The organism is Pseudomonas protegens (assembly GCF_013407925.2).
Taxonomy (GTDB): domain Bacteria; phylum Pseudomonadota; class Gammaproteobacteria; order Pseudomonadales; family Pseudomonadaceae; genus Aquipseudomonas; species Aquipseudomonas fluorescens_AP.
This window is the reverse complement of record NZ_CP060201.1, coordinates 1,605,424-1,625,190: the sequence shown is the minus strand read 5'-3', so window position 1 is coordinate 1,625,190 and position 19,767 is coordinate 1,605,424. Positions and strand designations below refer to the sequence as shown.

General features: G+C 66.1%; 17 protein-coding genes. 7 read left to right on the top strand and 10 right to left on the bottom strand.

All coding sequences use genetic code 11. From position 1 onward, the window contains the following. Nucleotides 1–9: 9 nt before the first annotated feature. From GGI48_RS07635 to GGI48_RS07620, 4 genes are read right to left on the bottom strand one after another with little or no spacing between them, the layout of a single operon-like run. Nucleotides 10–1,272, bottom strand: coding sequence for an FAD/NAD(P)-binding oxidoreductase (locus tag GGI48_RS07635; RefSeq protein ID WP_179597708.1), 1,263 nt, complete (start codon nt 1,270–1,272; stop codon nt 10–12). After that, nucleotides 1,269–1,502, bottom strand: a complete 234-nt coding sequence (locus tag GGI48_RS07630) for a 2Fe-2S iron-sulfur cluster-binding protein (RefSeq protein ID WP_047302368.1) — start codon at nt 1,500–1,502, stop codon at nt 1,269–1,271. Before GGI48_RS07630 ends, GGI48_RS07635 begins: the two co-directional genes overlap by 4 nt. Then, nucleotides 1,499–2,620, bottom strand: a complete 1,122-nt coding sequence (locus GGI48_RS07625; protein ID WP_179597706.1) for an NAD(P)/FAD-dependent oxidoreductase — start codon at nt 2,618–2,620, stop codon at nt 1,499–1,501. Before GGI48_RS07625 ends, GGI48_RS07630 begins: the two co-directional genes overlap by 4 nt. Further along, nucleotides 2,617–3,549, bottom strand: a complete 933-nt coding sequence (locus tag GGI48_RS07620; RefSeq protein ID WP_016963779.1) for a 4-hydroxyproline epimerase — start codon at nt 3,547–3,549, stop codon at nt 2,617–2,619. The genes GGI48_RS07625 and GGI48_RS07620 overlap by 4 nt, the downstream gene beginning before the upstream one ends. 265 nt (nt 3,550–3,814) lie before the next feature. Between GGI48_RS07620 and GGI48_RS07615 the strand changes: the two genes are divergently transcribed. From GGI48_RS07615 to GGI48_RS07600, 4 genes are all read left to right on the top strand, one after another. Next, a complete protein-coding gene (locus GGI48_RS07615) occupies nt 3,815–4,735 on the top strand; it encodes a dihydrodipicolinate synthase family protein (protein WP_016963780.1) in 921 nt (306 codons plus the stop codon). 127 nt (nt 4,736–4,862) lie between these two features. Next, on the top strand, nt 4,863–6,434 hold the full coding sequence (locus tag GGI48_RS07610) for an APC family permease (RefSeq protein ID WP_016963781.1): 1,572 nt from the start codon (nt 4,863–4,865) through the stop codon (nt 6,432–6,434). Nucleotides 6,435–6,465: 31 nt separating this feature from the next. After that, the gene (locus tag GGI48_RS07605) at nt 6,466–8,040 is read left to right on the top strand and encodes an aldehyde dehydrogenase (NADP(+)) (RefSeq protein ID WP_179597704.1); all 1,575 of its coding nucleotides are present in this window, start codon (nt 6,466–6,468) and stop codon (nt 8,038–8,040) included. Between the two features lie 116 nt (nt 8,041–8,156). Then, a complete protein-coding gene (locus GGI48_RS07600) occupies nt 8,157–9,170 on the top strand; it encodes an Ldh family oxidoreductase (protein ID WP_179597702.1) in 1,014 nt (337 codons plus the stop codon). Between the two features lie 52 nt (nt 9,171–9,222). On the opposite strand, the gene GGI48_RS07595 is transcribed toward GGI48_RS07600, so the two are convergent. Continuing rightward, complete coding sequence (locus GGI48_RS07595) at nt 9,223–11,397, bottom strand: TonB-dependent siderophore receptor (protein WP_179597700.1); 2,175 nt, start codon at nt 11,395–11,397, stop codon at nt 9,223–9,225. Nucleotides 11,398–11,572: 175 nt separating this feature from the next. Between GGI48_RS07595 and GGI48_RS07590 the strand changes: the two genes are divergently transcribed. After that, complete coding sequence (locus GGI48_RS07590) at nt 11,573–12,109, top strand: GNAT family N-acetyltransferase (RefSeq protein ID WP_016964210.1); 537 nt, start codon at nt 11,573–11,575, stop codon at nt 12,107–12,109. Nucleotides 12,110–12,166: 57 nt separating this feature from the next. Here the strand turns inward: GGI48_RS07590 and GGI48_RS07585 are convergent, their stop codons facing one another. From GGI48_RS07585 to GGI48_RS07570, 4 genes are all read right to left on the bottom strand, one after another. Next, a complete protein-coding gene (locus tag GGI48_RS07585; protein ID WP_103742245.1) occupies nt 12,167–12,541 on the bottom strand; it encodes a hypothetical protein in 375 nt (124 codons plus the stop codon). A 254-nt stretch (nt 12,542–12,795) separates the two neighbouring features. Next, nucleotides 12,796–13,083 (bottom strand): hypothetical protein, encoded by a 288-nt coding sequence (locus GGI48_RS07580; RefSeq protein ID WP_016964208.1) that lies wholly within the window; start codon nt 13,081–13,083, stop codon nt 12,796–12,798. 342 nt (nt 13,084–13,425) lie between these two features. Continuing rightward, nucleotides 13,426–14,622 carry a DUF1501 domain-containing protein gene (locus GGI48_RS07575; protein WP_179597699.1) on the bottom strand — a complete coding sequence of 399 codons (1,197 nt, stop codon included), beginning with the start codon at nt 14,620–14,622 and terminating at the stop codon, nt 13,426–13,428. Between the two features lie 42 nt (nt 14,623–14,664). After that, the gene (locus tag GGI48_RS07570) at nt 14,665–16,203 is read right to left on the bottom strand and encodes a DUF1800 domain-containing protein (RefSeq protein WP_179597697.1); all 1,539 of its coding nucleotides are present in this window, start codon (nt 16,201–16,203) and stop codon (nt 14,665–14,667) included. Nucleotides 16,204–16,499: 296 nt separating this feature from the next. Here GGI48_RS07570 and GGI48_RS07565 point away from each other — a divergent pair, with 296 nt between their 5' ends. Next, nucleotides 16,500–18,275 carry a sensor domain-containing phosphodiesterase gene (locus GGI48_RS07565; protein WP_179597695.1) on the top strand — a complete coding sequence of 592 codons (1,776 nt, stop codon included), beginning with the start codon at nt 16,500–16,502 and terminating at the stop codon, nt 18,273–18,275. A gap of 46 nt (nt 18,276–18,321) precedes the next feature. On the opposite strand, the gene GGI48_RS07560 is transcribed toward GGI48_RS07565, so the two are convergent. After that, nucleotides 18,322–19,050, bottom strand: coding sequence for a class I SAM-dependent methyltransferase (locus GGI48_RS07560; protein WP_179597694.1), 729 nt, complete (start codon nt 19,048–19,050; stop codon nt 18,322–18,324). Nucleotides 19,051–19,317: 267 nt separating this feature from the next. On the opposite strand from GGI48_RS07560, the gene GGI48_RS07555 reads away from it, so the two are divergent. Beyond that, the gene (locus GGI48_RS07555) at nt 19,318–19,746 is read left to right on the top strand and encodes an SMI1/KNR4 family protein (RefSeq protein ID WP_179597692.1); all 429 of its coding nucleotides are present in this window, start codon (nt 19,318–19,320) and stop codon (nt 19,744–19,746) included. The last annotated feature ends 21 nt before the right edge of the window (nt 19,747–19,767 follow it).

The following is a 19,767-nucleotide window of genomic DNA, read 5'->3' as shown; positions in this document are numbered from 1 at the left end:
CGCCGGTTTTCAGTCTGCCGCGTGCGGCGGGCAGGCGTCGAGCATCAAGGTGGCAATTCGGGCCGGCACCAGGGGTGAACGCGGCGCCACTTCGGGCCAGTCGAACAGACGCCGGGCGGCGCTGGCGCAGACCCGGCCCTGGCAGGCGCCCATGCCGCAGCGGCTGTGCAGCTTGGCGCTGTTCCAGTCCGTCGCGCCGGCGACGGCGGCGTAGGGCACATCTTCGCAACGGCAGAACAGGGTATCGGGACGGGCCAGTTGCAGGATCTGCGGTTGCAGTGCGAAGTGCCGTTGCAGCCGTGCGGCGAAGTCCTGCCAGTGCCGGCGCCGGTCGATCAGCGTGGCGGCCCGGGCACTCTGGCCGCTGGCGACGCAGCCGGCAATCTCGCCTTCGATCAAGGCCAGTTCGCTGCCGCCGATGCCGGTGCATTCACCGGCGGCCAGGACCTGGGGCAGGCTGCTGCGTTGCTGCGGGTCGACGACTATGGCCCCCTGTTCCAGGCGACAGCCCAAGTGACTGGCCAGCCGGGTATTGGGCACCAGGCCGAAGCCGCAGGCCAGGTAGTCGCAGGCCAGTTCCGCGAGGTGCCGGCCCTGGCGGATGCGTACCCGTTGCAGTTGTTGGTCGCCCAGGGCCTCCACCACGTGGGCGTTGCAGCGGTAGGCCGGGGTGAGCAGTTGCACCGCCTGGGCCAGCTTGCTCGGCCAGCGCCACAGTTGGCTGGCAAACCCCAGCACCGCCGTGGCGGGCGCCTGTTCCAGCACCCGCAGCAGCCGCGCCCCGGCCTGGCGCGCGGTGGCGGCGGTGGCCAGCAGCAAGGGGCCGCTGCCGGCGATCACCAGGGTTTTGCCGCGCAGGGACAGGCCGTTTTTCAGCAGGGCCTGCAGGCCTCCGGCGCCGGTGACCCCGGGCAGGGTCCAGCCCGGAAAGGGCAGCAGCAGTTCCTGGGCGCCGCAGCACAGGATCAGTTGTTCGAAGTCCAGCTGCCAGGCCTGGCGGGCATCCTCCAGCAACAGGCGGTGCGGGCCCAGGGCGGCGATCACGCGGGTCGCGCCCAGATAGCGCACCGCCGGGTGCTGCACAACCTGGAAGCGTTCGGCGGCGGCCGGCGAGGGTGTCGGACCCTGGCGCCAGATCTGCCCGCCGGGCCGCGGGTTGTCGTCGATGAGCACGATCGAGCGCGCGCAGTGGCTGGCGGCCCGGGCCGCGGCCAGCCCCGCCGGGCCGCTGCCGACAATCAGGATCTGGCAGCTCAGGCGCTGGGCGTTCATTGGCTGCGCTCCACCTGCATGCCGTCCCGGCACAGGGTCTGGCAGGCCAGTTGGCGCAGGCCGTCGATGCTCATCCGGCATTCCTGGCATATGCCCATGCCGCAGAACGGTGCCCGTGGCGCGCCGTTGCAGGCGCTGCGGGTCCGCGGGTCGCCGCTGGCGGCCACGGCGGCGGCGACCGTGAGGCCGGGGCGCACGGCCAGTGCCTGTCGATCCAGGTAGATGATCATGGGGACTCTCCAGTCAGGGGGGCGAAGCGCCCGGGCAGATAAGGTCGCGGATCGAGCGCCGGGCATTCGCCGAACATCTGCTGCACCAGCAGCCGGGCGCTGCCGGGGGCGGTGGTCACCCCCAGGCCTTCGTGGCCGAGCGCCAGCCACAGCCCCGGCTGCTGCGGGTGTTCGCCGAGGATCGGCAGGCCGTCCGGGGTGGCGGCGCGAAAGCCGGTCCAGGCACGGATGCCGTTGAGCTGCGCCAGGGCCGGCAGGTACTCCACCGCGCGCCGCAGCATCGGCGCCAGCACCTGGGGCTCGACCTCGGGCTCCAGGCTGTCGAACTGCCGGGATGAGCCGATCAGCAGTTGCCCGGTGGGCCGTGGCTGAACATTGAACGCCACCGAAGTGCCGTGGCTGGCGTGGGCGCTGGCGGCATAGCCCAGCTCCACCAATTGATGCCTTACCTGCTGCGGGTAGCGGTCGGTGATCAGCAAGTGCCCCTTCTTCGGCCGCAAGGGCAGGGCCGGCAGCAGCTCCCGGGCGCCGTAGCCGTTGGCCAGCAGCACCTTGTGCGCCTGCAACACCCGGCCGTCGTCGAGTTCCAGTCGATTGCCGGCGACGTGGCGCACCCGGGCGCGTTGACAGCGGATCAGCGGCTGGCTGTCGAGCAGCCAGCGGGCGGTGGCCGGGGCGTAGAGGATGCCGTCGCCGGGGACTTGCAGGGCTCCGCCCAGGCCCTGGCGCAGCATCGGTTCCAGGGCCGCCAGTGCCGGGCCATCGAGCAGTTGGCTGGTGACGCCCTGTGCGGCCAGGGTCTGCTGCTTGATCCGGGCCAGATCCATTTCCGCGCGGTCGGCGGCCAGCCACAGGGTGCCGCAGTTGCGGTAGGCGCAGGCTTCGGGCAGGCGGTCGCGCAACTGGCGCCAGAGGCCGATGGAGTAGTGACTCAGGGCCAGTTCCGCCGGGTTGTCGTCCATGGCCACCAGATGCCCCATGCCGGCTGCGGTGGCGCCGCCACGGGCGTCGTCCAGTACCTGCACCCGCAGGCCGCGGCTGGCCAGTTCGTGGGCGCAGGCGGCGCCGATGATGCCGGCGCCGACCACGATCACATCGGCCTCGGCCTGTACCTTCACGAGCCGATGCCCCAGGCGAACGGGTCGCTGTCGTCCAGCAGCAGGGTGGCTTCGGCGCTGATATGGGCACTGCCACGCAGGGTGGGAATGATCCGATCGCCGGCCAGTTCGTAGTGGGCGCTGAACTGGCTGCCGATCACGCTGGCCTGACGCCAGGTCTGGCCCGGAGCGAGTTTGCCCTCAGCGGCCAGGCAGGCCAGCTTGGCGCTGGTGCCGGTGCCGCAGGGCGAGCGGTCGTAGGCCTTGCCCGGACACAGGACGAAGTTGCGGCTGTCGGCCTCCGGGTCGTCGGCGAACAGTTCGATGTGGTCGATGAGCCCGCCCCCGGCGCCGGTGATTCCAGCGGCCTCCAGCGCCGCGCGCACGCTCCAGGTGTAATGGGTCAGGGCTTCGACATTGTCCAGGGCCAGGCGCTGGCCGTGGTCGCTGATCAGGAAGAACCAGTTGCCGCCCCAGGCAATGTCGCCGTGCAGCGTGCCGTGCCCCGGCACCTGCAGCGCCACCTGGCGGCGGTAGCGATACGCGGGCACATTGCGCACGCTCACCGACAGGTCCTCATGCAAGGTGGCCTGCACCGTGCCCACCGGGGTTTCGATGCGGTGCACGCCGCAGTCGATGCGCCCCAGGTGGTACAGCGAGCGCACCAGGCCGATGGTGCCGTGGCCGCACATGCCCAGGTAGCCGCTGTTGTTGAAGAAGATCACCCCGGCGCAGGCATCGCTGGCCTGGGGCGCGCAGAGCAGGGCGCCCACCAGCACGTCACTGCCCCGGGGTTCGAGGACGCAGGCGCGACGCCATTGATCGTGGTCGCTGCGCAGGGCCTGCAGGCGCTCGGCCATGGAGCCCCGGCCCAGGTCGGGAAAGCCGTCGATGACCAGGCGGGTGGGTTCACCCCCGGTGTGGGAGTCGATCACGGTTATTTTTTTCATGGCGGCACCTGCGGGGAAAGAGCTACAGAGTGGCCCTGGCGAGAGGGCGGCCGCTTGTGGGTTTTCCCTGGCGCGGATGACGAAATCGGCACAGTTGTGCGTGCGCACCCGGGCCCGGGCAGGCACCGCGCGGGCGATCGGCGAATGTGCCGATTTCGTCTCCCGCGGGGGTGAAAAGCTTCAAGCTGCAAGGGGGATAAAAGGCGACTCTGGATAGCGTCTCCAACGCCTGTCGGCCCGGCCGACCTCAAACAAGGACAAGACCATGAGCCGTAAAGCCATCCAGTGGAGCGGTGTGTTCCCCGCCGTGACCACGCAATTCAAAGCCGATTTCTCCCTCGACCTGCAGGCCACTCACCAGGTCATGCGCAAGCTGGTGGACGATGGCGTGTCCGGCCTGGTGGTGTGCGGCACCGTGGGCGAAAACACTTCCCTGAGTACCGCCGAGAAACTCGCGGTGATCGAAGTCGCCAAGGACGCCGCCGGGGGGCGGGTGCCGGTGATTGCCGGGGTGGCCGAGTTCACCACCGAGTTCGCCCGCCATACGGTGCGCGAGGCGGCCAGGGTCGGGGCCGATGGGGTGATGGTGATGCCGGCGCTGGTGTACTCGGCCAAGCCCCATGAAACCGCCGCGCATTTTCGCGCCGTGGCCACCGGCACCGACTTGCCGGTGATGGTTTACAACAACCCGCCGATCTACAAGAACGACGTCACCCCCGAGGTGCTGATCGCCTTGCAGGACTGCGAGAACATCGTCTGCTTTAAGGATTCCTCCGGTGATACCCGGCGCTTCATCGACCTGCGCAACGCGGTCGGCGATCGCTTCGTGCTGTTCGCCGGGCTCGATGACGTGGTGGTGGAAAGCGTCGCGGTGGGCGCCGAGGGCTGGGTTTCGGGCATGTCGGTGGCCTTCCCCAGGGAGGGCGAGACGCTGTTCCGCCTGGCCAGGGCCAAGCGCTTCGAAGAGGCCCTGGCCCTGTACCGCTGGTTCATGCCGCTGCTGCACCTGGATGCCCGTCCGGATCTGGTGCAGTGCATCAAGCTCTGCGAAGAACTGGTGGGCCGCGGCTCGTCGATCACCCGGCCGCCGCGCCTGGCGCTGCAGGGGCAAACCCTGGACGAGGTCAAAGCCATAGTCGCCAAGGCCCTGGCCACGCGGCCAAGCCTGCCGGACGTCGGCCTGTAGTCCCTTGCCGGGCGCCCCGGGTGGGGCGCCCGCCTGCGCAACAGCGCATGTGCTGCAAGCGTCGGGCGACCCCGCCGACGTGACATACGACCTGCCTATTCCAATAACCCAAAAAAGGCGCAGCCCCATGTCAGGCAACGGCAAATTCAAGAAGCAACTTTCTCTGGTGGACCTGACCTTTATCGGTCTGGGTGCGATCTTCGGTTCCGGCTGGCTGTTCGCCGCCAGCCACGTTTCGGCGATTGCCGGGCCGGCGGGAATCTTTTCCTGGCTGCTGGGCGGCTTCGCCGTGCTGCTGTTGGGCATCGTCTACTGCGAGCTGGGGGCGGCCCTGCCCCGGGCCGGCGGCGTGGTGCGCTACCCGGTGTTCTCCCACGGCCCGCTGCTGGGCTACCTGATGGGGTTCATCACCCTGATTGCGTTTTCCAGCCTGGTGGCGATCGAAGTGGTGGCAGCCCGGCAGTACGCCGCGGCCTGGTTCCCGGTATTGACCCACGAAGGTTCCAGCAACCCGACCATCATCGGCTGGCTGCTGCAGTTCGCCCTGTTGTGCCTGTTCTTCTGGCTCAACTACTCCAGCGTCAAGACCTTCGCCAAGTCCAACAACTTCATCAGCCTGTTCAAGTTCATCGTGCCGCTGCTGGTGATCGTGGTGCTGTTCACCTTCTTCAAGCCGGACAACTTCCATATCCAGGGCTTTGCTCCCTTTGGCCTGTCGGGGATCGAGATGGCAGTGTCGGCCGGGGGCATCATCTTTGCCTACCTGGGGCTGACGCCGATCATTTCCGTGGCCAGCGAAGTGCGCAATCCGCAGCGCACCATTCCCATCGCGCTGATTCTCTCGGTGCTGCTCTCGACCCTGATCTACGGCCTGTTGCAACTGGCGTTCCTGGGCAGCATTCCCACGGAGATGCTGGCCAACGGCTGGAGCGGCATCAGCAAGGAGTTCTCCCTGCCGTACCGCGACATCGCCCTGACCCTCGGGGTCGGCTGGCTGGCCTATCTGGTGGTGGCCGACGCGGTGATCTCCCCCAGCGGCTGCGGCAACATCTACATGAACGCCACGCCGCGGGTGGTCTATGGCTGGGCCCGCACCGGGACCTTCTTCAAGATCTTCACCCGCATCGATGAACAGTCCGGCATCCCGCGCCCGGCGCTGTGGCTGACCTTCGGCCTGTCGGTGTTCTGGACCTTGCCGTTCCCCTCGTGGGAGGCGCTGATCAACGTGGTGTCGGCGGCCCTGGTACTGAGTTACGCGGTGGCCCCCATCAGCGTCGCGGCGTTGCGCAAGAGCGCACCGCAGCTGCCGCGGCCGTTCCGGGTCAGCGCGTTTGCGTTGCTGGGCCCGGTGTCCTTCGTGATCGCCGCGCTGATCGTCTACTGGTCCGGCTGGGGCACGGTGTCCTGGCTGCTGGGGTTGCAGATCCTGATGTTCGTGATCTACCTGCTGTGCAAGCGCCTGGTCCCCACCGACCACCTGAGCATCGGCGAGCAGGTGCGCTCATCGCTGTGGCTGATCGCCTTCTATGCCCTGACCATGGTCATTTCCTACCTGGGCAGCTTCGGCGGCATCGCTGCCCTGACCCATCCCTACGACACCTTGAGCGTCAGCCTCATGGCCCTGTGCATCTACTACTGGGGTGCCCACACCGGGGTGCCCGAGGCCAAGCTGCTGCTGGACGGCGATGAGGCGCAATGACCCGCAGAACGTTCACCAGACGAGGTAATCCATGACTGTTACAGGACACATGCTGATCGGCCAGAGCGCCGTGTGGGGCAGCCATGGCAGGCTGCATGCAGTGGCCGCGGCCAGCGGCGAGCGCCTGCAACCGGCGTTCGGCGGAGCTGGGGCGGCCGAGCTTGAGCGGGCCTGCGCCCTGGCCGAGGCGGCGTTTGATGAGTATCGCCAGCGGCCCCTGGTGCAGCGCGCGGCGTTTGTGCTGGGCATTGCCGAGAATATTCTTCAATTGGGTGATGAGCTGATCGAACGCTGCCACCTGGAAACCGGCTTGCCCCGGGCCCGCCTGGAAGGCGAGCGCGGGCGTACCGTCGGCCAGTTGCGGCTGTTTGCCGAGGTGCTGGGCGAGGGCGGTTTCCTCGGGGTACGGATCGATCCGGCGCAACCGCAACGTCTGCCAATGCCCAGGGTCGATCTGCGCTTGCGGCAGATTGGCCTGGGGCCGGTGGCGGTGTTCGGCGCGTCGAACTTTCCCCTGGCGTTTTCTGTGGCCGGCGGCGATACCGCCTCGGCCCTCGCGGCGGGCTGCCCGGTGATCGTCAAGGCGCACTCGGCGCACCCCGGCACCTCGGAACTGGTGGGCCGGGCCGTCGCTCGGGCGGCTCGGCAGCACGGGATGCCCGAGGGCGTGTTTTCACTGCTGTTCGACAGTGGCCGGAGCATCGGCCAGGGGCTGGTGGCGGACCCGCGGATCAAGGCCGTGGGCTTCACCGGCTCGCGCAGCGGCGGGATGGCGCTGATGCAGATCGCCGCGGCGCGCGCCGAACCGATTCCGGTCTATGCAGAGATGAGCTCGATCAACCCGGTGCTGCTGTTGCCCCATGCCCTGGAGGAGCGCGCGGAACCTATTGCCTCGGCATTCGTTACCTCACTGACCCTGGGCGCCGGGCAGTTCTGCACCAACCCGGGGTTGATCCTGGGCGTCGATGGGCCGGCGTTGCAGCGTTTTGAGCGGGCCGCCGCTGAGGCCCTCGGCCACGTGGCGGCGCAGACCATGCTCACGCCGGGCATTTACCGCAGCTACTGCCAAGGCGTGGCCATCCTCGCGGCGCATGCCCGGGTGCAGACCCTGGCCCAGGGCCCGGAAGGGCAGGGCCAGCAGGCGCGCGGGGCGTTGTTCGCCACCTCGGCCGCGGCTTTCATGGCGTGCCCCGAATTACGCGAGGAAGTCTTTGGCCCGGCCTCGCTGATTGTCCGCTGCGCCGACATGACTGCCCTGCAGCAGGTCCTGCAGAGCCTGGAGGGCCAACTGACCATTGCCGTTCATTTGAGCGAGGGCGATCAGCCGCAGGTGCAGGCGTTGTTGCCACTGCTGGAACGCAAGGCCGGGCGAGTGCTGGCCAATGGTTTTGGCACCGGGGTCGAAGTCACCCCTGCCATGGTCCACGGTGGCCCGTTCCCGGCCACTTCCGACAGCCGCAGCACCTCGGTGGGCAGCCTGGCGATCCAGCGCTTCCTGCGCCCGGTGGCCTACCAGGACCTGCCCGAGGCGCTGTTGCCGGCCGAGCTGCACCGGGCCAATCCGTTGCAGGTGCCGCAACTGCTCGACGGTCGGTTCCCGGGTTGATCCCGGGCACGGCGGCGCGCCTTCCGGGGAGTGCCGTCGCGCCCGCCCCTGCTGCCCCCTCCATCCACCCAGACACTCCCACAGGAGCGTTCCCCACCTGCCATAGAGGTTCCAGCATGTCTGAATACATCACCCTGTCACTGGATGAAGTCCGCGCTCTGTCGTATCGGGTCCTGACCCATCATGGTCTGTCCGAGGCCCATGCTCGGGTGATCGCCGAGGTCATCACCCAGGGCCAGCGTGACGAGTGCCACTCCCACGGTGTGTACCGCCTGCTGGGCTGCGTGCGCTCGGTGCGCGAGGGCAAGATCGATCCCCGGGCTGCACCCAGCCTGCGGCACATTTCGCCGGCGGTGCTGGAGGTGGATGCCCATTACGGTTACTCGCTGCTGGGCTTTCACAGCGGCTTGCCGCTACTGGCGGACAAGGCCCGCAGCCAGGGCATTGCGGCGATGGTGATCAAGCGCTGCTTTCACTTTTCCGCGCTGTGGCCGGAGGTCGAGGCGATTGCCGACTGCGGCCTGGTGGGTATGGCGATGAACCCCAGCCACAGCTGGGTGGCCCCGGCCGGCGGGCGCCATCCGGTGTTTGGCACCAACCCTCTGGCCTTTGCCTGGCCGCGGCCTGGGGCTCACCCCTTTGTCTTTGACTTCGCCACCAGCGCCATCGCTCGCGGCGATATCGAGCTGTATGCGCGCCAGGGCAAGCCGATTCCCGAGCACTGGGCGATCGATGCCCATGGCCAGCCCACCACGGATGCCAGGGCGGCGCTGCAGGGTGCCATGCAGACTTTCGGTGGGCACAAGGGCTCGGCCCTGGCGGCGATGATCGAGTTGTTGGCCGGGGCCTTGATTGGTGACCTGACCAGTGCCGAGTCCATGGCCTTCGACGAGGGTGTGGGAGCCACGCCTTGCCACGGCGAACTGGTGCTGGCGTTCGATCCCAAGGTGTTTTTGGGCGAGGACTATCAGCAGGGGCTGGAGCGGGCAGAAGGGCTGTTTGCGGCGATTACCGAACAGGGCGCGCGGTTGCCGTCGCAGCGGCGTTTTGCGGCCCGGGCCCGCAGCCTGGAGCAGGGAGTGCAGGTCCCTCGGGCGCTGTGGAACGATATCCAGGCCTTGTTGCCATGACGCCCTGGGGGGCGATGGAGTTTCCATCGTCCCCCAGGTATTGCGGCTCGTGTCAGAAGCGCAGGTTGGTCGCCAGCTCGGCGGAACGCCCCGGCGCGACAATGGCGAACATCCCCACGTGGGAGGCGTCGTAGTACGTCTCGTCGGTGAGGTTGAGCACGTTGAGTTGCAGGTCGAGGTTCTTGTTCACCCGGTAAGCGACCATGGCGTCGTAGCGCCAGTAGGAATCGAGGCTGCGGGTGTTTTCATCGTTGGTGTAGCGCTTGTCCACATAGTTGGCGCCGCCGCCGACTTTCCAGCGGTCGGTGAGGGCGTAGGTGGTCCAGACCGAGCCGCTGTTGGGGGCGATGAACTTGGCCTGGTTGCCATCGAAGTTGGTGTTTTTTCCGGACGCATACTTGACCGTCTTGGCATCCAGGTAGGTGTAGCCCGCCATCACTTCCCACTGTTCGGTGAGATGGCCGGTGGCGCCCACTTCAAACCCCTTCACCTCGACGTCGCCATCCAGCGTGACCTCGTTGCTGATCGGGTCGTAGGTCCGGGCGTTGGTCTTCTCGGTCTTGAACAGGGCCGCGGTCAGGGACAGGCGTTCGTTCAACAGGTCCCACTTGGTGCCCAGTTCGATGCTGTGGCTCTTTTCCGGGTCCAGGTTGTTCAACCGGCCGCCCGCGGCGCCGTCGGCACCGCCCGATTGCCCGGCGGTTTCCCCGGATGGGTTGAACGAGGTGCCGTAGGACAGGTAGATGCTGCCGTAGGGCAAGGGCTTGAAGACGATGCCGCTCTGGTAGGTCCAGATGTTGTTGCGGTTGCTCTGGGCGTCATCGCGCACATGGTAGTTGTCGAAGCGCGCTCCCAGGTTCAGGTCCCATTGCTCATGCAGGGCCAGGGTGTCCATCACGTACAGGGCGCGGTTGTTGTGCCGGGTGACGTCGTGGCTGCCGTCGCCGCGTGGCACAGGGGCGTAAGGGTCTTGCGGGTTGGGGTGGTTGAGGTCGCCCGGGTCGGTCTCGGTCTTTTTCGGCGCATAGCGGTTCTTCACGTCGATCCGCTCGCGGGAGAATTCCAGGCCGGCGCTGTAGCTGTGGCCGATGGAGCCGGTGTCGAACTTGCCGAAGAGGTCGGTCTGGTTGATCAGCGAGGTGTTGACCACGTTGCGCCCCCGGGCCGGGCCGCGAAGTACCACCCCGGCCAGCTCATTCTTGACGCTGTCGCTGTCCGCCCCGAAGGTCGGGCGGCTCATGATGTAGTCCTGCATGCTGCGCCCCTGGCGGGTGCTGTTGCGCAGGGTCAGGTGGTCGTTGATGTCGTGTTCCAGCTGCAGGGTGAACAGGTCGGCCGAGGTCTTGCGGAAGTCGCGTTTGCTCAAGCCGTAGAAATTGTCCCGGTCAACCTTGACCGGCTTGCCGCTGATGGCCGATACCGGAACACCCTGGTCGGGAATGTCGTCGCTCTGCAGGTGGTAGTAGCTCAAGGTGGCGCGGGTCTCGGTGTTGAGGCCGAAGGACACGCTCGGCGCCAAGCCCCAACGGGTCACTTGCACCTCGTCGCGCCCGGGGGTATCGGCTTCATGCTTCATGGCGTTCAGGCGCAGCGCCATGTGCTGTTCGGGCAGGTACTGGTTGAGATCGACGGTGCTGCGCCGCAGTTGATCGGTGCCCAGGGTCAGGCTGCCGGCGGCGAAGGTTTCCTGTTGTGGCACCTTGCTCACCAGGTTGATGGTGCCACCGGTGGAGCCGCGTCCCGAGTAGGCCGAGCCCGGGCCCTTGACGATCTCGATCTGCTCGACGTTGAACGCTTCGTGGGTCATGCGCCCGACGTCGCGGATGCCGTCGATCATGATGTCGGTGCTGGCTTCAAACCCCCGGATGAAGGGCCGGTCGCCCAGCGGCGTTCCGCCTTCGCCGGCACCAAAGGTGATGCCCGGTGTGTTGCGCAGGGCGTCGGTCAGGCTGGACACGGCGCGCTCTTGCATCAGGGTGTCGGTAATGATGGTCACCGACTTTGGGGTTTCTCGCAGTGGGGCGGTGAACTTCACCGAGTCCGAGGCTTCACGCTTGTAACTGGGCAGGTGAACGCCCTGTACCGCCGTGGGTGCCAGGGTCACCGGCGCCGCCTGCGGGGGCTCCGTGTGGTCGGCGTCGGTGGCCAGACTGGCTTCGCCAATCGCCATCAAGCCAAGGGATGTGGACCACAACTTCCATGAATGTGGGCGGGCAGAACTGGACATTGAGAAAAGACCTCCATTTATTTGGAAGTGATTCTCATGTGCGAATTCATGTCATTCAATCAGAGTTATCTGAACAATCGGATCGAAAAACGTATGCGTCGCTGTGCTGCGCGCCTCTTCTGTTTTTTCGCCCGATGCGATTTCATAGGCGCCCGACTTTCCTGGACGCTCACGGATGAACCTGCACCTTGAAACCCCCCGGCTATTGCTGCGCCCACGCACTCTTGAGCATTTCCAGGCCTGCCTGCGCATGGACCTGGACCCCGACGTCACGCGCTTTGTCCCGGGCACCTGGGACGGCGGCCAATGGCACCGGGATTTCCTGCACTCGCGCATGACCCAGGACTTCGGTCCGCGCTGCGGTTATTGGGCGATCTTCGCTAAGGACGCGCCGGATGAATTGCTGGGCTGGGTGTCGTTCATTCCCTTTGACGCCGTCGGGCCCGAGCTGGAAATGGGCTGGCGCCTGGTACGGCGGGCCTGGGGGCAGGGTTTTGCCAGCGAGGCCGCGCGGCGGATTGTCGAGCATGCGTTTGCCGATCCGGCCGTGGAGCGGATCGTCGTCGATGCCCATGTCGATAACGCGGCGTCGTTGGCGGTGGCGCGCAAGATCGGTTTTCGCTTCACCCACGAGGCCGACTTTGAAGGCTTGCCTTGCCGCTTCTTTGCAATGACTCGCGAGGATTTCCAGCAACAAGCGGTCGCTGGCTGAGGCGCGTTCAAGTGCGGGGCACCGCTAGCGGGTGCCCCGCAGGCTCGACGGTGGCCGTCAGAGGTGACGGCTGACCCACCACAGCACCAGGAAGGCGATTGCGGCGGCCAGGGCCGCGAGCTGGAACAGATTGATCAGGCACTTCAGGCCCAGGGGGAATTTCCGGTAGTCCTTGGCGTTCATGCCGCCGCTGCGCAGGAACAAGTGGGGCATGGCGAACAGGGCGCCGATGCACAGCAGCATGAAGAAGCGGCTCAGGGGATCCTTGCCCAGAAGTGGCAGGCGGATGGCGATGACCCGGCAGCGCGCCAGGTGCCTGACCATGTCATCGAGCCTGAAATAGCCCAGGTACACCTGGATCGTCAGGGACACCAGCCCGGACATGACCACCAGGACCCAACCCGCTGTGTAGATGTCTTTGGCGTTACACATATCTCTTCAGTGACCTCCTCAAGCTTCACGACCAGGCGTTCAGCGTATTGCTCCTCCAGTGAGCCCCGGCACGCAGGGCAGCCGGCCACCATACCACCCCGGGACGCGCGGCGGGCCGGGGCAGCGGCGCGCAGGCCAATAGCGGGCGTTGCGCAGCCGGGCCGTTGCGACCATAGGCGCGGGTTTGTCCGGGCAACATGAGACGAGTACCAAAGCTGCGGGCGAGGGCCTAGGATTGCCCGCAGAGCGTTGTCCTAGAGCTTGGCGCAACGCTCCACATCGGCTTGGGTGGTGACCTGGGTGTCGATCCCCAGGCGGTATTTGCAGTAGTCGATGATCATCTGCCGTTGTTCGTCGCTGAGTTTTTCCACGCGCCGGTAATCACCGTCATTGGCGTGGATGTTGAAAAACTCCAGGCGCAGGGTCGGGGCTTGCTTGAGAAACCAGCGGGTGTGGGTTTCAGCCTCTTCCAGCTCGGTGTAGTAACCGACATTGAGCAGCAGCAACAGGATGAGGGCGAGCAGGAACAGCAGTTTTTTCAAGGTTCGGCTCCTTCCGTGAGCGAGGGGCGCCCAGGGCGCGGGCGGCGCATGCTTGGCTGTTTTGCGCCGTTTGGCAAGCGTCTCGGGTCGCTGGGTGGGCGCAGGCATCCTGGCCCGGGTTGCATCCGGGTTCAGCAAGCAGACAGTTGCCAGCTGCTAAAAAGATCGGCACGCCAAGCAGGAGCGAGGCGCTAACAGGGGGCAAATGGCTTGCTGCGGATGCACGGCAGATCGCCAAGAGTCTGTCGTGGCCAGTGGCCCGAGGCATCGGCTGGCAAGCCTCAAGGGCGATCTTCGGATCGCTCTTTTTTTTCGTGTTTATCCGGCTGCCTGGCCGAGACTTCAGACCAGCCCCAGGGCGTTGGGCCGGGAGTGGGGGAACACTTCCTGCACCTGGGCGCCCGTCAGCCCCCAGGTTTTGGCCAACAGGCCACCGAGCAGATCACGGTAGTTGTTGAGCACCGGATAGTCGCGGTTCTGCAGCAGGCTCTGGGCATTCACCGCCACCTGTTCGCCGGCCAGGCGCCCACCGCGTACAGCGCCGCCGAGCACCCAGTACACCGTGCCGTGGCCGTGATCGGTGCCCTTGGCGCCATTCTCGCGAAAGGTCCGGCCGAATTCGGACACCACGATCACCAGGCTGTTGTTCCAGTGCTCGCCCATGGCTTCTGCATAGGCCGCCAGCCCCTGCCCGAGGTTGGCCAGGTTGTTGGCCAACGGGCCCTGGGTGCTGCCCTGGTTGACGTGGGTGTCCCAGCCGCCGACGTCGACAAAACCCAGGCGGTATTGCTCGCGCATCAGGCTGGCCATGCGCCGGGTCTGAGTGGCGAAGTCCTGCGCATTGGCGGCCCCGCGATTGGCCGCGAGCATCTCTTGCTGCAGCTCCTGGGAGACTTTCTGGCGCAAGGCCAGACCGTCGCTGGCCGCCGCGGCGTAGGGCGTGTGCTGGTACATGGACGACAGAATGTTCGCCTGGCGCGCGTCGAAGGGCACTTTGCCGGCACTGCGCAGGGACAGGTTGGGAATGTCCCGGCCACCCTGGAAGCTCAGGGGCAGGGCGTCGGTGAAAGCCATTGGCGCGCTGTCGGGCACTTGCCGGGCCAAGCGTGCGAGAAAGCCCGAATCGTAGCGCCGGCCTGGCTGGCTCGGCTGGCCGGCCTCGATGCTGTCCTGGGTTTCGAAGTGGCTGCGCGACAGGTCGTCGGTGCCGGCAAAGGGCACGAAGGCCATTTCCTTGCGCTGCCACAGCGGGTACAGCGAGTCGCGCAGCACCGGGTTCAGGCCCCAGTGGCTGTCCAGGGCGATGGCGCTTTGCGGGTTGTGCGCGTCAGGTCGGGCGATCGCCAGGTTCGGCCGCGACTCGTAGTAGAAGTCGCTGCTGTAGGGCACCAGCAGGTTGTTGCAGTCGTAGCCGCCGCGCAGGAACACCAGCAGGGTACGCGGCGCGGCGGCCGGCGCGGCGAACAGCCGGGCGGAAAACGACAGGCCGGGCAGGGCGGCTGCGGCGGCTGCGGCAATCAGCAGTTGGCGACGATTCATGGCGGTTCCTGGTCAGGTGGCGCGCAGCCGGTTGGCGCGTGCTCAGCGGTTGTTGAAGTCCGGTGAGGACAGCAGGAAGGTGTTCCACTCCTGGGGCGAGATGGCCTGTTCCAGGGCGTTGCGGGTGGCGCTGGAAAGATGCGGTGCGATTGCCTGGTAGTACATCGGTGTGGTGATCATTGGAAACCCTGGCCCCGGCACCGTGCTGCCTTCGGCGGTGAACAGCCGGTTGTTGCCCGAACCTATGGCCCGGGCGATTTCAAAGCGCTTGGCCATCTGCCCGGAGCTCGACCAGCCACTGGCCAGCAGTGGCCAGCCGTCGGGGGTAATCCGCCCGAACACCGGCTGGCCCAGCTGATTCAGCCAGTTGAGCAGTGGTCGCGGGTTGGCCACGGGCTTGCCGTCATAGGTCAGGCGCAGCGCCGACACCACGAACTGTTGCGGGTCCTTGAATTTCTTGCCGGCCGCTTGCAGCAACTCCGGCGACTGCATCAGCGTACGCATGACCTGGGCGATGTCGCCGTCGCTGTCGTGGAAGGTCTTGGCCATGCGGGCCACCAGGGCCGCTGGCGGTTCGTCAGCGACAAAGTACTGGGCCAGCTTGCGCGAGATTAACTGGGCGCAGGCCGGTTGCCGGGTGATCAGGTCGATGGCCTGGGTGATCTCGTCGTAGCCGCTGCCTTTGATGGAGTGGCCGAGCAGGTGCTTGTCGCTGAAGTCGTGGCGCTTGGGGTTGAACTGGAACAGACCCTGTTGCACCACCAGCGGCTGCAAGGGCCGGGGGAAGCGTTGTTGGCGACCGTCCAGGGGCATCAACCCGGCGCCGGTCAGGATCAGTGCCAATTGCTGCACATCCTCCTGGCTGTAGCCGGCCGCCACGCCCAGGGTGTGCAACTCCAGCAGCTCACGGGCGTAGTTTTCGTTGAGCCGGCCCTTGGCGTTCTGGTTGTTGTCGAGGTATTCGAGCATCGCCGGGCTTTGCAGGGTGGCCAGCAGCAGGTCCTTGAACTTGCCCAGGGCATGGGGGCGAATCGCCTCGTTCACGTAATCGGCGCTCAGCAGCCGCACCTGGCCCTTGCCCTGGAACACGCTGAAGTGATTGAGCCAGAACAGCACCAACTGCTCCTTGAGCTGGTTGGGGCCATAGATGGCCTGCAGCAGCACAGCGGACTGGGTCTGCTCGGCGAGCTGGTTGGCCCGCTGGCGAAGGTCCTGCTTGGCCTGGTTGCGGGCCTCGCCTTCGGGCATGGCCTTGAGCTGCTCCTGATGTTGCTTGAAGTCCTGGAGCAAGGCCGGGGTCGAGCCGTTCAGCGCCGGGTAGCTGCGCAGCAGGGCGTCGATTGCCGCTGGCAACGGCTCGCGCAGGCGGTCTTGCAGTTGCGCTTCGAGCAAGCCGTTGCGGCCCAGTTGGCGCAGGCGCTGGAGTTGCGCGGTGTCCAGATCGAAGCCGTCGCGCCTGAGCCAGGCGATGTCGGCGGCGCTGGGGGGCTGGGGCTCGGCGGCCTGGGCAAGGATCGGCAGGAGCACGGTCAGGGCGCTCGCCAGGTACAGGCAACGATGCAACGTATGGGGCCTTGGCATGGGGCGGTTTTCCGGATGGAGAGGGCAGCGGTATAGCGTCGCAGCGCGGCCTGGCTGAGCTTTACCTTCCAGGGTAGATCGCTCTAGATCAAGTGTTTCAACGAAGGGTTCGGACGCTTGCCGTCGACCGTTCGTCCGACGGATGGAATTGGCAAGCACTAGTCACTGCGTCATGCTGTCGATGGATGTCGTAATGCCATTACTTCAAGGTTCGGCCCGGTTTCCGGGTGTCGTTATATCCCCGCGTGAGTGAGATAGGTTGCTGATGAGTGTGTTGATCCTGCCCGAGACGGCGTATGCCCGATAAGGCGTTGGCCGAGGAGCAGCGCCTGGCTGCCCTGTATGCCCTGGAACTGCTGGATACCGCCCGTTGCGAGCGCTTCGACCGCATCTGCCGGTTGGCCGCCGAGTATTTCAAGGTGCCCACGGCGTTGATCACCCTGGTGGACCGTGATCGGCAGTGGTTCAAGTCGCGGGTGGGGTTTGCGGCCGAGCAGACCCCCATCGAGCAATCGTTCTGCGCGTACACCATCAGAAACGATGATGTGTTCGAGGTGGAAAACGCCCGCCAGGATGTGCGTTTTCACGCCAATCCCCTGGTGACTGATGATCCGAGCATCGGTTTTTATGCCGGTGCGCCGCTGATCACCTCCACCGGACATGCGATTGGCAGCCTGTGCGTCATCGACAAGCAGCCCCAGCGCCTGAACGCCGCCGAGCGCCAGCAATTGCGCGACTTGGCGTCGCTGGTGATGGAGCAGATCGAGCATCGCCAGCGCCTGACCCGGCGCGACCCGGTGAGCTGCCTGCCCAACCGTGAACAGTTCCAGAGCGATCTGTACGACCTGGCGGATGAACACCCGGGAGAAAGGCGCGTGCTGGTGCTGGTGGATGCGGTGGACATGGCCGTGGCCCACGAACTGACCCTGGCCATGGGCCTGGCGCCGTTCGAAACCATCGTGCGCTTCCTGGCCCAGCAACTGCTCGCCTACCTGGGGCGGCATGTGCGGGTGTATCACGTATCGGTCAAGCGCTTCGGGTTCCTGCTGCCGGCGGCCCCGGGGATCGAGCGCTTTCTGGAAGGCTTGGTGCGCCGCCTGCGCCGCCAGCCGCCGGGCCTGGAACTGCCGATGATTCCCGGGGTGTGTGCGGGCACGGTGGAGTTTTCCACGGACCGCGACGCGGTATCCGACGTGCTGCGCAAGGCCATGTTCGCCCTGGAGCTGGCGACCCTCAACCGCAGCACCTGGGCGCCTTACGATGGGGTGCGTGACCAGGCCTATCGGCGGGCCTTCAACCTCGCCTCGGACATCAGCGAAGCCCTGGACAGCGGGCAGATCTACCTGATGTTCCAGCCGCGCTTTGCCCTGCCCGACGGCGCCCAGGTCAGCGCCGAGGCATTGATCCGCTGGGATCATCCGTGGCTGGGGCCGATTTCACCGGCCGAGTTCATTCCGGTCATGGAGCGCAATGCGCTGATCCACCGGGTGACCCATTGGGTGATCAATGCCGTGCTGGAGCGTCTGCACCGCTGGAGTTCCAGCGACGTGCAGCGTCTGTCGATCAACCTCTCGCCCCAGGATTTCGAGGATCAGGACATTGCCGATGTGCTGCGCGATGCCTGCCGGCGTCATCGCATCGACCCGCAGCGCCTGGAGGTGGAAATCACCGAAGGTGCCTGGCTGCGTTCCAACCCCAAGGTGCTGGATCAGCTGAGCAAGATTCGCGGCCTGGGCATGGATGTGGCCATCGACGACTTTGGCACCGGCTACAGCAACTTCGCCTACCTGCACCAGATCCCGGCCAATGTGGTGAAGCTCGACAAATCCATGGTCACTGACCTGGAGAGCAGCGCCCAGCACCAGAAGATCACCCGCTCGGTGATCGCCCTGGCCCGGGAACTGGGCTACCGCACCGTGGCCGAGGGCATCGAGAGTTTCAAATGTCTGCAGATGCTGCGGGCCTTTGGTTGCGACGAGGCCCAGGGCTACTTCCTGGCCCGGCCCATGGCCCAGGAAAAATTCCTCGCCCGCAGCGGCGCCCGGCGCTTTCCCTTGCAGCAGGGCTTCTAGCCATGCCGGACATGCCTGCCGGGGCGGTCGCGCCATGGCGGCCGCTTCAGCGTTGGGCGGCCACCAGCAACATCATCGGTCGCTCGCGCTCTTCTTCCAGGGCCGGTTGATCCAGCACTTGCTGGGCGCTCGGTCCCCATTCCTCGACGTGGCGAATGTTGAACCCCGTAGCGATCAGGGTGTTGAGCAGGGTGCCCAGGGTGCGGTGCTGCTTGATCACCCCCTCGGCCAGCCAATGGGTGATCCGTTCGCCTTCCTGCTGGTAGCTGTCCAGAGGCCAGGACTTGCGGCCCTGGTCGTCCACCTGCCAGCCCGGATTGCGTGGAGCCATGAAAATCGGGTGCTCGATGGAGAACACCAGACGCGCCCCCGGCACCAGGGCGGCGTAGACCTGGGCGAACAGGCCGCGCAGGTCCTTGATGTAATGCAGGGCCAGGGAGCTGTAGGCCAGGTCGACGCTGCAACTGGGCAGGCTCAGGTGTTCCAGGTCGGCCTGCTGATAATCGATGTTGGGCGCCGAGGTGTGGGCGCGGGCGGTCGCCAGCATCTTTTGCGAAACGTCCAGACCCAGCACCTGCTGGGCCCCCTGTTCGCTGGCCCAACGGCTGAACCAGCCATAGCCGCAGCCCAGGTCTAGCACCCGAAGGCCGTTCATCGGTGGCAGTAGGGCTTGCAGGGCCGGCCATTCTGGTGCCGCATCCAGGCCGCCGATGGAGCGGCCCAGTTGGCTATAACCCTGGAAAAAGCTCGGGTCGTCGTAAATGTTCTGGGTCATTTCGCAGTTCCTTCAGGTTCGTGTGCAGCCCGTGATGTCGGGCGAATCATGCAAAAGAAGCGGCTGAGGGGCTTGTCCCTCGGAGGGCGCGACGCAGGTATCGTCGATGGCCGGGCAGGGGGTACGGGGAAACAGGCCGGATATCTTAGCCAATTGGCCAGGCCGGGCTATCGCCGGGTGCTTGGCGCGCGCCGATTGTCAGGAGCACAATCGCCGGCCAAGGCCTGCTGAATCTTCCCGATGGTGGCCTGTAGCCAGCGAGGATTCATGGGCAAAGCGAGAGTGATAGGCACGACCATCGAGGCGATCCGTTCTGCCGAGACGGCATTGGGGCGAACCTTGCCCGGATCGTTCGTCGAGTGGCTTCTGGATCACAACGGCAAGGCACTGGGGGCTCTGGAAGTGTTTCCGGTCTTTGATGCGCGCGATCCGCGCAAGACCTGGGAGTCGATAGTCCGGCATTTCGAGGGTGGCTGGCAGGCGTGGCAGGACAGCGTCTGCACTGATTCGGCGGGCTTCTCCCGCTGGCTGCCGTTCGCTCAGTTCGGCACCGGCGACTACTACTGCTTCGATTACGCCGTACTGGGCCAGGCCGCGGAGCCCGTGGTGGTGCTGTGGTCGCATGAGACTGGCCGGACAACCGTTGTTGCAGATAACTATGCGGCTTTTCTGGCCAGCAGCGATCGGCCGGGCTAGGCACAAGGCTGGGGCTTGAGT